The following is a 13136-nucleotide window of genomic DNA, read 5'->3' as shown; positions in this document are numbered from 1 at the left end:
GCCGGGAAACGGGCGACAAGAAGTTCCGTTGAGTTGCCCGGCCGCAGCCGAGGTCAGTGACTTGTGCCGGATCCTGGTTGCGGACCATGGCCGGATCGGCGATCGCGGGCCTCGTGCGGTGATCGGCGAATGTGAGGTAGTGCGCAGGCGACCATGATGATGACATTGCCCTGTCCTTGACATTTCATTAGGATTGGCTTTCTAGGATGATAAAGCCAAAATGACAAGGAGCATAGATGCATACCCAAATCGTTCGGGCTGCGGGGCGCAAATTCAGAATCCTCGATCTCGGCAAGGCTTTTGGTCCCGACCTGGAAAGGCTTCCCTATGTTCTACGGATCCTCTTGGAGAACAATCTCCGAAATGCTGGGGAAGGGGACGCAATGGCCGGCCTCTTTCGCGATTGGCTCCGCACCGGCCGCAGCGAGGCTGAAGTACGCTTCGCACCAAGCCGTGTGCTCATGCATGACACCACCTGCGTGCCCGCTTTGGTGGACATCGCCGCAATGCGTGATGCCATTGCGGAGTCTGGCGGCGATCCCACCTCCCTCTCACCTGTCATCCCGGTTGATGTCTCGGTCGACCACAGCATAGCCGTTGACCGATTTGCGGCGGCCGATGCGTTCCCCTTCAACATGGCCAAAGAGGTCCAGCGAAACGCAGAACGCTACCGGCTGATGAAATGGGCGACAAAGGCGTTACCGGGATTTCGCGTTCATCCGCCGGGAACCGGCATTATGCACACGATCAATCTGGAGCAGCTTGCCAGCGTCATCGCTGTCGTGAGGCGCGATGGCGAAGACTGGGCAGTGCCTGACACTCTGCTGGGCACCGACAGTCACACTCCTATGATAAACGGCATCGGCGTGCTCGCCTGGGGCGTAGGTGGACTGGAAGCCGAGAGCGCGATTTTTGGCATGCCGGTTACTTTGAGGCTCCCCGACGTTTTGGGCGTATATCTCAGCGGACGGTTACCGGCCGGCACTTTCTCAACCGATCTTGCGCTCGCGGTCACAAGCAGGCTTCGCAGTTACGGCGTGTCTGGGCAGTTCGTTGAGTTTTTCGGCCCGGGCGTTTCCACGCTCACCGCAGGGGATCGCGCCGTTGTCGCAAACATGGCTCCGGAGTATGGCGCCTCTACGGGGTATTTCCCCATTGACGAAAACACGGTTCGCTACCTTGCGGCGACCGGCCGCCCTAAGGAGTTGACCGATCGCGTCGAAGCGATTGCCAAGGCGATGATGCTTTGGTTCGACCCCGCGGCTCGCCCTCGCTACACCGACATCCTCCAATTGGAATTATCGCAAATACGTACCACTCTCGCTGGGCCGCGCCGGCCGCAAGATCTCGTTCGGCCGGGCGATGTCCCGCGTGTCCTCAAGCAGTTGGCCGGGAAGGCGCCGCCCTATTTGGCAGCGTCCGGCATTCCCGAGGGTGCGGTGGCCATCGCCGCCGTTACCAGTTGCACCAATACCTCCGATCCATCGCTCTTAGTCGCCGCTGGACTGGTTGCTCGTAAGGCGCGCAAGCTCGGGATGAAGCCACCGTGTTGGGTGAAAACATCTCTTGCGCCAGGTTCGCCGGCCGCCCAACGCTACCTTGCCCGATCCGGACTACTTGAGGATTTCGAGGCTGTCGGCTTCGGCATCGTCGGCTTTGGATGCACGACTTGCATTGGCAATTCCGGCCCTCTTCCTCCCGAGATGGAGGCAGCAATAACGAGCGGCCTTAACGCCGTCGCCGTGCTCTCGGGCAACCGCAACTTTCCAGGCCGCATTCACCCACACCTGCAGAATGGATTTCTTGCCTCTCCGCCGATGGTCGTTGCCTATGCGCTCGCAGGCGACGTGATGCGCGATATTACGTGCGACTCTTTGGGCCAGAGCAGTGACGGCCGTCAAATCTATTTGAGCGACTTATGGCCGGATCGTTCTGAGGTCGATGCTGTCCTCGCCGCGCACTCGGACAGCACCGATTATGCGAGTGCGTTTCGCGATGCCAGGCGTAACGCCGCGTGGGCAAACCTCGTCGCTCCTGACGCGCCGCAATTCCCTTGGGACGTCTCGTCGACCTACATCCGCCGACCGCCTTTTGCATCGGTTAATCAACCGAATCGCCTGGGAGCGTATAAGGCTTACCCGCTCCTGGTTCTGGGCGACGACATGACCACGGACCACATATCGCCGGCTGGACAAATCGCGCAAGACAGCATCGCAGGTAAACATCTGACCGCGCGGAGCGTTTCTGCAGACGATCTTAATGTGCTCGCCGCGAGGCGGGGGAATTGGGAAGTGATGGTGCGCGGCCTGTTCGACAACCGTGACGCGCTCAATTATCTCGCGCCGCAGGCGCCTCCGGGCTATACAATCCACATCCCGAGTGGAGAGATGGCGCCACTTTGGGACGTCGCGTGCCGTTATCGGGACGCACAGGCGAGCACCATAATCATCGCTGGGGAACGCTACGGGACCGGGTCATCGCGCGATTGGGCTGCTAAAGGTGTCGCGCTGATGGGCGTTCGCGCTGTCCTTGCGCTAAGCTTTGAGCGCATTCACAGAACGAATCTCGTCGGCATGGGCATCCTGCCCATTATTCTGCCGAAGGAAGCGACAGCAGGGCGATTTACCTACGAGCTCGGCAATCGGATTTTCATCGACGCGACCGCTGCGCGTCCGCGATCTGAAATTCATATCCGAATCGAACGCAACGACGGAAGCGGGCTTTCTTTCCGCGGTTTGATCGCGATCGAAACCGAGCTCGAGTTGATGACGATGAAAGCAGGGGGGGTGATCCCCCTGGTTCTTTCCCGAGCCGTTGCCGGAACCGGGCACTCCGCCGGTGACTGGGATCTTTGCCGCGGAAAAGCGAGGTCGAGAACCGTCTCGCTCACGCTCGCGGCCCCGGCGAAAATTGCCCACCCCCGACGATGACAAAATGCCATCCAGATACGCTCGGCGCGACGGAAAGAAGCAGGACGGCGAGCGGAGTCGACATTGCCTGAGGATGTCACTATATAGCGGCGGCTTTGGCCGCGTACCCTAGGGTTGCGCAGCGAATGGCGCCGCAAACGTGCCGCGTAATGTGATACCTATTGTCATACAAATTGACTGGATTGCCGGAAAATAACAAGTAGAAACAATGGCGCGATCCGGGACCTGATCCCAGTCAACGGTGCCAGTCTGCTCAGGAAAATAGAATCTCCTTCAGAATTAGAATGTGCTCCTTGAACCTTCGATTTCCGTCAGCCCTGTGGAGCTTGGGCAAGATCGGCTTGCCGGGTGACGGCGACTCGGTTGGAATAGGAGCGTGCATCTTTTCGGGGATGCCGGCGTTTATGATTACCAACCGGCGCAGCCGCCAGGGAACAGCAGCATGAGCGAACACGCGATCGAGTTCTTGCAGGAGTGGATCGGCGAAAAGGTCCACTGCCAGTCCTCGCTGGATAGGATCGAGGAGCAGGCCGAGACCCTCGCCAAGGAATGCGCGGCGAAGGCGGCTGAGGCCGGCATACCGCTGGAGGATATCCAGGAAGAGGTCGGCGACATTCAGGAACTTATCGCGTCGAGGCTGGAAGAGGCGGCTGAGGCCGATCAGGACGAAAAGAATTCGGACTAATGCATGTCGCCCAAAAGTGCGCAGCGGTTTTGGGATAACGACATGCATAAAACAAAGAACTAAAGGGCATCGCATGAATCCCTTCAAACGCGACGCGCTTTAGCGAGTGACATGCCGACCCGGCGAAAGGCGTCTATTCACCTGTGCGACGCGTGACACGCCACCCAGTTCTACTTTCCCTGCCTAGCCCCGAATTTGCTCTTGAGCCATGCCTTTGGCAGCGCCGGCACGAAATTGCCGTCGCGCCCGGTCATGTCGTCATTGGCGACCAGCGCATTGAGGATCGCTTCCTCCACACTCCCGATCATCGAAGAACGGGTCGATGTCGGTATCCGGGATAAAGTCGGCGCTGGCGATGCGGCCTGGCGGCGCCAGCGCCCCTCGCGGTTGGCGGTCGAAAAGGCCAGGAAAATATCGCCCGAGCTGTGATAGCCGAAGCCGCCGGTCATGGCGACGCCGAGCGGCACCCGGCGTGCCAAGCGCTTCATCTGATGCGGCAGCAACGGCGCATCGGTGGCGACGATCCCGATGATTGAACCCTTTTCCGCGCGCGGCGTGCTTTCGCGGATCGCCGGTTCGATGAGATCGGGCCCGGCGCGCAGGCCGCGAATGGTAAAATTGCTCCGCCTGCCGAAATTCGCCTGCACGAAGGCGCCGACCGTGTAGCGCCGGCCGTGCCATTCGACGAGGCGCGATGCCGTGCCGGAGCCTGCCTTGAAACCGAAGGCGATCATGCCGGTGCCGCCGCCGACGCTGCCTTCCTCGATCGATCCGCAGGTCGCGCCATCGAGGGCCGCGGCGACATGCTCAAACCCGAGATGGTGGCCATTGATGTCGTTCAGGAAGCCGTCATAGGTCTCCGCCGCCACCGGCAGGCCCCAGCCGCTGTCGAGCGCGGCCGGCAGCACGCGCTGCATCCAGCGCAGCGTTGCGTCGCGTGAAACGCCGCAGGAATGCGTGTTGGTGACGGTGATCGGAAAATTGAAGGCACCGGTTTCCTCGATGATGTGCGAGCCGGTCAATTCGCCATTGCCGCTCTGGCCGAAAATGCCGGCAAACACCGGCGTGGCCAGTTCGGCGCGCGGTCTGGGCAGGATGGCGGTCACGCCGGTGCGCACCGGCCCCTCGCCGACCACCAGCGCACCTTCGCCTGAAATCAGCGTCGAATAACCGACCGCAACGCCAGCCACATCGGTGATGGCGTTGAACGGTCCGGGCGTGCCGTCAAAACGAATGCCGAAGGCTCGCGCGCGCTGCTTGCCGGAAGGCGTCGTCTGGTGATGTGGATTGCCGGAAATCATCGGCACTCAAAACAGCGAGCCTTGGCTGCCAGGCTCCTTGGCTTTGGCGGCCGGCTTTGCAACAGTTTTCGGCCGTGCCGTGCCGCCGGTCGCAATCGCATCGGCGGTCCCGTCGGCGAACTCCAGCGAAAGTGCCAGCCCCGGCGTCACTTCCGCCGCTTGCTTGATCACCGCCCCGTCGGCGTCTTTCACCAGGGCGAAGCCGCGCGCCAGCACCGCCTTGTGCGACAGCGTCGCCAGCAGCCGGTCGGCCTGGGTCAGTTTCCCACGCAACCGCTCGAGCCGCACCGAAATCACCCGATCCTGTCGTCGCGACAGCGCCACCAGGGCATCTGCCTGCAATTTCTGCCGCCTTGCGAGCGGCGCCGGCGACAGCCGCGCCGCGGTGCGCGAAAACCGCGTTCGCCGCTCGCGCACGATGGCGAAGAACGCCGCTTGCGCGCGGCCAATGTCGCGGCCGGCCAGTGTGCGGGCCTCGTTCATGCGTCGCGACAGGGTGGCCGGCGTCAGCCGCTGCGCCTGGAGCCTAGCTCGCTTGCGCTGGACGCTGACGGACAGCGCTCGGCCAAGCCGGCTCGTCGCCTCGTCGAAACGCCGGCGCGGCAATGCCAGCAACTGGTCGGGCGAGGGCAGCGCCCGGGCGGCGGCACGCGCCGCCTGGCGCTTGCGCTCGAAATTGCGCGATACCGCGGCCTTGAGCCGCGCACCAAGGCCGGCAAGCGTCACTTCGAGGTCGGCGCGCACGGGCACGGCGATTTCGGCGGCACCCGTCGGTGTCGGCGCCCGCACATCCGCCGCCAGATCGATCAGCGTCCAGTCCGTTTCATGGCCGACGGCGGAAATCACCGGAATGCGCGAGGCGGCGACGGCGCGGGCCAGCGCCTCGTCATTGAACCCCCAAAGATCCTCGAGGCTGCCGCCGCCGCGCGCCACGATCAGCAGGTCGGGCTGCGGGATGACGCCATCCTGCGCCAGTCCGTTGAAGCCGTTGACGGCGGCGGTCACTTCCGCGCCGGCCGTTTCGCCCTGCACTCGCACCGGCCAGACCAGCACATGCAGCGGAAACCGGTCCTTGATCCGGTGGATGATGTCGCGGATGACAGAGCCTGTCGGCGAGGTGACGACGCCGATGACGCGCGGCATGAACGGCAGCAAGCGCTTGCGGCCGGCATCGAACAGGCCTTCGGCCTGCAGCCGGCGCTTGCGCTCTTCCAGCAGTGCCATCAGCGCCCCGGCGCCGGCGGGCTCCAGATTGTCGATGACGATCTGGTAGGTGGATTTTCCGGGATAGGTGGTGAGCCGGCCGGTGGCGATCACCTCCATGCCTTCTTCCGGGCGGAACTTCAGCCGGCCCATCGTGGTCTTCCAGACCACGGCGTCGAGCCGTGCGCGGTCGTCCTTGAGGCAGAAATAGGCATGGCCGGAGGAATGCGGTCCGCGATAGCCTGATATTTCGCCGCGCACCCTCACATTGCCGAAGACGTCCTCGACCGTGCGCTTCAGCGCGCCGGAAATCTCGCTGACTGTGTATTCGGTGGCGTTGGTACGTGATTCGGATGCTGCGTCGCTCATTGGCCGATTGGGGGGCGGTTGTTGGCCGGCGTCAAGGCCGTCGCTCGTAGCCGACGTCATAACTCGATCTTAACCCGATCTGATGACTGTGCGGAAAAGAGAGTGGCCAGGACGCATGAGCCGTCGTCTTCAACGCAGCCCATTAACGTTCCAGGTCACGTTGACGGTGATGGCGCTTGCCATTTTCGCGCTTGCCATGGTCGTCGGCTTTGGCTTTTACGCCACTGTGCAGGCGGATAGCGTCTCCCTCGAGCGGCAGAAAATCCTTTTCGCCAACGGCATGCGGGACCGGATCGCGGCGGTGGATCGCGAGCAGGAAAGCATCGCAGTCTGGGACGATTCCGTCATCAATGCCAAGGCCGGCAACGTGGACTGGATGATCGATAACATCAGCGTCTGGATGTATTCCTACTATGGGCATGATCGGGTCTATGTACTGGATGCCGCCGATCGTCCGGTCCACGCGATGCGTGAAGGAAACGTGCTGGCGCCGGCGCGTTACAGCGAGGATGAACCGGTTCTGTTGCCCACGGTCGAAAGGGTGCGCCGGTTGATCCGCGAGCCGGCGAAAGAAGACCTGGCCGGCGGTCCGGTCAAATTGGCCGCAGGGGATCTGGTCGAGCTTGACGGAAAACCTGCCATCCTCAGCATCATGCCGCTGGTGCCGAGTTCCGACCGCGTAATCCAGGCGCCTGGCAGCGAATACCTGCATATCTCGGTGGACTTCATCACCGACGCATTGCTGGCCAAGATCGCCGGGCAATATCTGTTGGCGGGCGCCCGCCTGCTGCCGTTGTCGCAGCCGGTCGGCGGGGCTGCCATTCCGCTGGTCGACTCACGCGGCGTCATCCTGGCCTATGCCGGCTGGGATCAGGAGCGGCCCGGCAGCGCGCTTGTGCGCGAGGCAGGGCCGGCCCTGATCGGTGGCGCGCTGCTCGCGGCAGGTGTCCTGGCATTCCTGCTGCGCCGCCTCCGCCGTGCATCGTCGGCGCTGCAGACCAGTCAGGCCGAGGCGCAGTATCTCGCCTTCCACGACACGCTCACCGGCCTTCCCAACCGGGCGCTGTTCGAGGACCGGCTCCGGCGCGCTTTGCTCACGGCCAGTCACGAAACAGCCAAAGTGGCACTGCTTTATCTCGACCTCGACCGTTTCAAGCACGTCAACGACACGCTTGGCCATCCTGCCGGCGACGAGCTTGTCCGCCAGACCGCCGCGAGGCTCCAGCAGGCAATCCGGGAGGTCGACACCGTGGCACGGCTCGGCGGCGATGAGTTCGCCATGATCCTGATTGATGTTAACGACATCCGAGGCGCCGAAGATGTTTCGGAGGGTCTGCTTCAAAAGCTGCAGGAGCCGTTCAAGCTGGCCGACGACCAGGTTTTTGTCAGCGCCAGCATCGGCATAGCATTGTCGACCGGTCCGGATGCCGATGCGGACGACTTGCTGCGCAAGGCCGATATCGCGCTTTACGAAGCCAAGAAGAACGGCCGCGGCCGCTACCAGGTCTTTGCCGGCGACATGGACGACCTGCTGTTGCGCAAGCGCCAGGTTGAGAGCGAGCTTCGCCATGCCCTGAATGGCGGAACCGGGATCAAGCTGGCGTATCAGCCGATCTTTGCGGCGGACGGCAGCACGATCCTCGGTGCCGAGGCGCTGATCCGCTGGGGACATGAGGTCCACGGTGGCTTGCCGCCGGCACAATTCATCGCCATCGCCGAAGAACGTGGCATGATCGGCCAGCTTGGCAAATGGGCGCTGCAAGAGGCTTGCCGCTTCGCTGTCGGCACCGAATTGCCTTGGGTGGCCGTCAACGTGTCACCGCTGCAACTGCGCGACGCCGGTTTCACCGAGCAGCTTGCGGCGGTTCTCGCCGAGACCGGATTGGCGCCAGGGCGCCTGCAGCTCGAGATCACCGAGAGCGTGCTGTTGGACAACAACGATACGACCAGGGCGGCTCTGGCTGCCTTGCGCCGGTCGGGGATCGCCATAGTGCTCGACGATTTCGGCACCGGCTATTCGTCGCTGAACTATCTGCGCCGCCACGCCATCGACAAGCTCAAGATCGACCGCTCCTTCGTGAACCTCCTCGGCCGCGACGAGAGTTCGGCGGCGATCGTCAGGGCGCTGGTCGATCTTGCCGACGCTCTTGACGTCGGCGTCACCGCGGAAGGCGTGGAGACCGAGGAGCAAAAGGCGCTGCTCGTCGCCATGGGCTGCCGAGAGTTTCAGGGCCACCTGCTGTCGCTGCCGCTGGAACCGGCGCAATTGCTGCGGCTGGCCGGCCTTTTGCCTGGCAAGGACAGCACGCCGGCAGCAGTTTCCGCCTGATCCTTACCAGCCCGGCACGATCTGGTTCGGCTTGCCCCGCTTCATCTTCGAAAAGGCTGCGAAGTCGAAGTTTCCCGTCTCTTCGCCGAGCGGCACGGAAATATTGTCGAGGCTTTCCGAAATGTGACGGGCCAGCGCGTCGACGATCTCCGGCCGCGACGTCTGGCCGCGCATGATGCCGATGCGGCAATCGGGCAGGACGCCGAACCCGTCGGCGTCGCCCAGCACCCGCATGCCGGGGCGCAGCGCGCATTCCGGCAGCACCGAGATCGCCAGGCCGGAAAGCACCGCGGCGGTGATGACTGTCGCCGAGAAGCTGGTGAACAGGATGCGGTAGTCGCGGTTCTGCCGGTCGAGCACGTCGACCGCGGCCCGCCGCCAGATGCAGTTCGGCCGGCCGAAGGCCATCGGCAGAACGTCCTGTTCATGCGTCGCATGGTTGGCCGAAGTCACCCACAGCAGCGGTTCGCGCCGCACCACTTCCGACTGGCCGTGCGCGTCACTATGCGTCACCAGTGCCAGATCGAGATTGCCGCGCTTGATATGCTCGACCAGCCCCGGCGTCGGCTCGCAGATCACGGTCAGTTCGACACGTGGGTTGGAACGGGCGAAGCGGGCCATGATCTCGGGCAGGAAGCGATCGGCATAGTCGTCCGGCGTGCCGATGCGGATCGTGCCTTCGAGCCGCCGGTCGTCGAAGGCGGCCAGCGTTTCCCGATTGAGGAACAGCAACCGTCTTGCGTAGGAGAGCAGCCTGTCGCCCTCCTCGGTCAGCCTGTTGGTGCGGCCGTCCTTTTCGAACAGCGGCTTGCCGATCCGTTCCTCCAGCCGGCGCATCTGCATGGATACCGCCGACTGGGTCCGATGCACCGCTTCCGCCGCGCGGGTGAAGCTGCCGGTGTCGACGATTGAGACGAAGGTCTGCAACTGATCGAGATCGAGTGGCGCTTTCATCGGTCTAATCCATCACCAGAGTTGATGCTAAAGATTAGAAACATTCGTTGGATTAATCAATCGAACGATGGCAAATTTACGACTGTCCACATGACGGCAATGCAGGTCGCCTAAAAGTGGTCACCGGTTTTAGGACAACGACCTGCATTTTCTATGTGAATCGGGACCGGAACGGCGGCTGTTTCCAGCGCCGATCGCCCGTCTTCGTCCGTTCGAATATGAAGGAGACTGACATGGCTACGTTTGATTTCGCCACCGAGACTTCGCGCATCACGTCGCGTCCGGCTATTGCGACGCGCGTGGTCAACACCATCTCCAATGTCTATCGCGCTTGGAAAAACCGCCGCGCCTTCTATCGCCTTGGCGAGATGTCGGACGCCGAACTTGCCGACATCGGCTTGACGCGCGGCGATCTCCACGTCGCCATCGACGTGCCGTTCGGCCGCGATCCAACCGAGAGGCTTCGCGCCATCGCGGCCGATCGCACGGAAACGATCGAGGATCTTGCCCGCAGGTGACCTGATCGCGCTGGCTGCGTGCCCTTTGGGGCACGGCGCTAAAGGGCTTCGCAGGCCCCCACTCCCTGCCGGTTTCCCCGCCGGCCCGCCTGCGCACTGCCCGGTCCTCCCAAGGATCGGGCATTTTTTCGCTCAAAGATCAAGTTGCGGCCGCCTGGTCGGTTTAGCGCCGGTCCATACCTCGCTTGAATTGTTCGAAGATCGACTCCATGCCCTTCTGGTAATCGTCACGCTGCTGCGCGCCCGCTTCGAACATCTTGCCGAACAAATCGTCGAACGGATTGCGTGGCCTGCCGCTCGGGTTGGTCTGCGGCTGCGGCGCTTCGCGTTGCTGCGGCGCTTCGCGCTGCGGCTGTTGCGCGCCGCCGCCGAACATGTCCTGCAGCACCTTGCCGAGCGGATTGTCGCCGTAGGGATTGGGCGCCTGCTGCGGCTGACCCTGCGGCTGCTGCGCGCCGCCGAACATGTCCTGCAGCACCTTGCCGAACGGATTGTCCATCGGGCCGGGCTGCGGTGCCTGGCGCTGTTGCGGCGCCTGCGCGCCGCCGCCGGCCTGCCGCATCATCTGCTCGATAATCTCGCCGAGCGGATTGCTGCCGCCGCCGAATCCGCCTGCCGCCTGCATCTGATTTGTGGTCTGCTTGAACAGGCCGCCCATCATCATCGAAGCCACGACCGGCAACATCTGCTGCAAGATCTGCTGGCTGACGCCGCTCGCCTGCGCTGCCTGGCTGGCAACGGCGCGGGACAGGTCTTTTGAGCCGAACAGATGGCCAAGAATGCCGTTGCCTTCATCGACGCCCTGCGGCGAGAAGGCACGGCCTGCGTCCTCGAAATATTTGGCATGCTGGCCGCTGGCCATTGCCGTCATGAACGCGCCGAGCCCGTAGGGGTCGGAGGTGCTGCGCTTCAGCCCCTGTGAAAAGGCCGGCAGCAGCGCCTCGACCGCCGATTGCGCTTGCTGCTGCGAAAGGCCGAACTGTTGGGCCAGGGCCTGCATGCCGTTACCGTTCTGCGCCTGCGCCAGAATGTCGAACAAGGAAGCCATTGGTTTTCTCCTCGGGAAAATCCTCGTAGGAGAGCCTACCGCATCGGCCCGAAAATCGGAATCGATTTCGGAAAGCGCGTTTCCCGAGCCGTCGGCCAAGCCGATAGCAAACGGCTAATACGCATACTCCATGAACACCGGCTCGATCGAGCCGCCCCAGCGCGTATGATAGGCGGAAAGCAGTTCCTCGGCGCTGGTGGTGCCGCGCGCGACGACTTCGTCCAGCGTGCTGAGGAAGGACGTTTCGTCATAGCCGTCGCGGTTCTTGCGGCCGCGGTTCTTCAGCCCCATGCGCGAGATGACGAGCACGTCGCGGGCGATCTCGCGCAGTGTCGTGTTGCGGAACGGCGCCGAAATGCCCTGTTCCGGCACGGCGTTGCGCATCGCCAGCACCTCTTCATAGCTCCAGCTCGAGGTCAGCGCCTCGGCCGCGTCGAGCGCCGCCGCGTCGTAGAGCAGCCCGACCCAAAAAGCCGGCAGCGCGCAGATGCGCCGCCACGGTCCGCCATCGGCGCCGCGCATTTCAAGGAAACGCTTCAATCGCACGTCGGGAAACAGCGTCGACAAATGGTTCGCCCAATCGCCCATCGTCGGCAGTCCGTCAGAAATCTCGTTGCGGGCCGCACCTGCCATGAACTGGCGGAAGGTGACGTGCGTCATGTCGTGGTAGTGGCCGTCGCGGATGACGAAGTACATCGGCACGTCGAGCGCCCATTCGACATAGTCGGCGAAGCCGAAATCGGGCGAGAAGCAGAAGTCGAGCAGCCCCGAGCGCTGGTTGTCGGTGTCGCGCCAGATGTCGCCGCGCCAGCTCTGAAATCCGTTGGGCCGGCCCTCAGTGAACGGCGAGTTGGCGAACAGCGCCGTCGACAGCGGCTGCAGCTTCAGCGACACCTGCATCTTGCGGCGCATGTCGGACTCGCTCTCGAAGTCGAGATTCACCTGGATGGTGCAGGTGCGGTACATCATGTCGAGGCCCTTGCTGCCGACCTTGGGCATGTAGCGCGTCATGATCTCATAGCGCGACTTTGGCATTTTTGGCGTCTCGGCCAGCGACCATTTCGGGCTGCCGCCGAGGCCGAGGAAGCGGATGCCCATCGGCTCGGCGATCTCGCGCACCTGCGCCAGATGCGCATTGCCCTCGCGGCAGGTCTGGTGGATCGTCTCCAGCGGCGCGCCGGACAGTTCGAACTGGCCGCCGGGTTCCAGCGAGATCGCGCCCCGGCCGGTCGGCTCGACCAGGCCGATGATACGCCCGGCATCCATGATCGGATCCCAGCCGAGTTTTTCCTGCATGCCTTCGAGAATGGCGCGGATGCCGTGCTCGCCGCCATAGGGCACCGGCGCATTGCCGTCGACATAGAACGGGAATTTCTCGTGTTCGGTGCCGATGCGCCATTTGTCGCGCGGCTTGTTGCCTTCAGCCAGGTGCTCGACAAGCTCGTCGACGCCTTCGATCGGCCGGAAATCGGTTGTGTCGCGCGCCATTACAGGTCCTCTAGCACATGACCCCGAAAATCGGCTTCGATTTTCGGAAAGGATCATGTGCCCAATCAAGTGCTACAGCGTCCTTTGCGCGTCCGAAAGGACGCGCGGCGCTGTAGGTGGTCGGACGACCGCCGGCGCTAGATGGACGAAATGTCAGTAGGCGATCAAGCGAAAAATCCTGAGCCACAGGGTAACTGGAATTGATTGGCTGCTTCTTCCTTCTCCCACAAGGCCTGTTTGGACCGGAGACATCGCGAACAGGTGTGCGAGGACATCGCGAACAGTTTTGCGCATTGTGCGCGAGGGGGTTC

General features: G+C 63.0%; 9 protein-coding genes. 4 read left to right on the top strand and 5 right to left on the bottom strand.

Translation table 11 applies throughout. The annotated features are described in order from the left end of the window. The first annotated feature begins 236 nt into the window (after window positions 1-236). Window positions 237-2930 (top strand): aconitate hydratase AcnA, encoded by a 2694-nt coding sequence (gene acnA / locus AC0L2B_RS03115; protein ID WP_473744123.1) that lies wholly within the window; start codon window positions 237-239, stop codon window positions 2928-2930. Window positions 2931-3372: 442 nt separating this feature from the next. After that, window positions 3373-3615 carry a DUF768 domain-containing protein gene (locus AC0L2B_RS03110; protein WP_027156330.1) on the top strand — a complete coding sequence of 81 codons (243 nt, stop codon included), beginning with the start codon at window positions 3373-3375 and terminating at the stop codon, window positions 3613-3615. Window positions 3616-3785: 170 nt separating this feature from the next. Here the strand turns inward: AC0L2B_RS03110 and AC0L2B_RS03105 are convergent, their stop codons facing one another. Continuing rightward, on the bottom strand, window positions 3786-4916 hold the full coding sequence (locus AC0L2B_RS03105; RefSeq protein WP_473744122.1) for a DmpA family aminopeptidase: 1131 nt from the start codon (window positions 4914-4916) through the stop codon (window positions 3786-3788). A 6-nt stretch (window positions 4917-4922) separates the two neighbouring features. Further along, window positions 4923-6488, bottom strand: coding sequence for an exodeoxyribonuclease VII large subunit (gene xseA, locus AC0L2B_RS03100; protein WP_473744121.1), 1566 nt, complete (start codon window positions 6486-6488; stop codon window positions 4923-4925). A gap of 115 nt (window positions 6489-6603) precedes the next feature. Between xseA and AC0L2B_RS03095 the strand changes: the two genes are divergently transcribed. Further along, entirely contained in the window at window positions 6604-8817 is a 2214-nt protein-coding gene (locus AC0L2B_RS03095; RefSeq protein WP_473744120.1) for a putative bifunctional diguanylate cyclase/phosphodiesterase, read from the top strand. 3 nt (window positions 8818-8820) lie between these two features. Here the strand turns inward: AC0L2B_RS03095 and AC0L2B_RS03090 are convergent, their stop codons facing one another. Next, entirely contained in the window at window positions 8821-9771 is a 951-nt protein-coding gene (locus tag AC0L2B_RS03090) for a LysR substrate-binding domain-containing protein (protein ID WP_473493454.1), read from the bottom strand. A gap of 233 nt (window positions 9772-10004) precedes the next feature. On the opposite strand from AC0L2B_RS03090, the gene AC0L2B_RS03085 reads away from it, so the two are divergent. Continuing rightward, window positions 10005-10289: a DUF1127 domain-containing protein gene (locus tag AC0L2B_RS03085; RefSeq protein WP_091595344.1), complete on the top strand. Its 285-nt coding sequence runs from the start codon at window positions 10005-10007 to the stop codon at window positions 10287-10289. Window positions 10290-10452: 163 nt separating this feature from the next. Here AC0L2B_RS03085 and AC0L2B_RS03080 read toward each other — a convergent pair whose 3' ends face one another. Both AC0L2B_RS03080 and AC0L2B_RS03075 read right to left on the bottom strand, forming a co-directional pair. Beyond that, complete coding sequence (locus AC0L2B_RS03080; protein WP_473744119.1) at window positions 10453-11337, bottom strand: DUF937 domain-containing protein; 885 nt, start codon at window positions 11335-11337, stop codon at window positions 10453-10455. Window positions 11338-11451: 114 nt separating this feature from the next. Beyond that, on the bottom strand, window positions 11452-12825 hold the full coding sequence (locus AC0L2B_RS03075; RefSeq protein ID WP_287071294.1) for a glutamate--cysteine ligase: 1374 nt from the start codon (window positions 12823-12825) through the stop codon (window positions 11452-11454). Between the last annotated feature and the right edge of the window lie 311 nt (window positions 12826-13136).

It is taken from the genome of Mesorhizobium sp. WSM4815, assembly GCF_055811575.1.
This window is presented reverse-complemented; position numbering and strand designations above follow the sequence as displayed.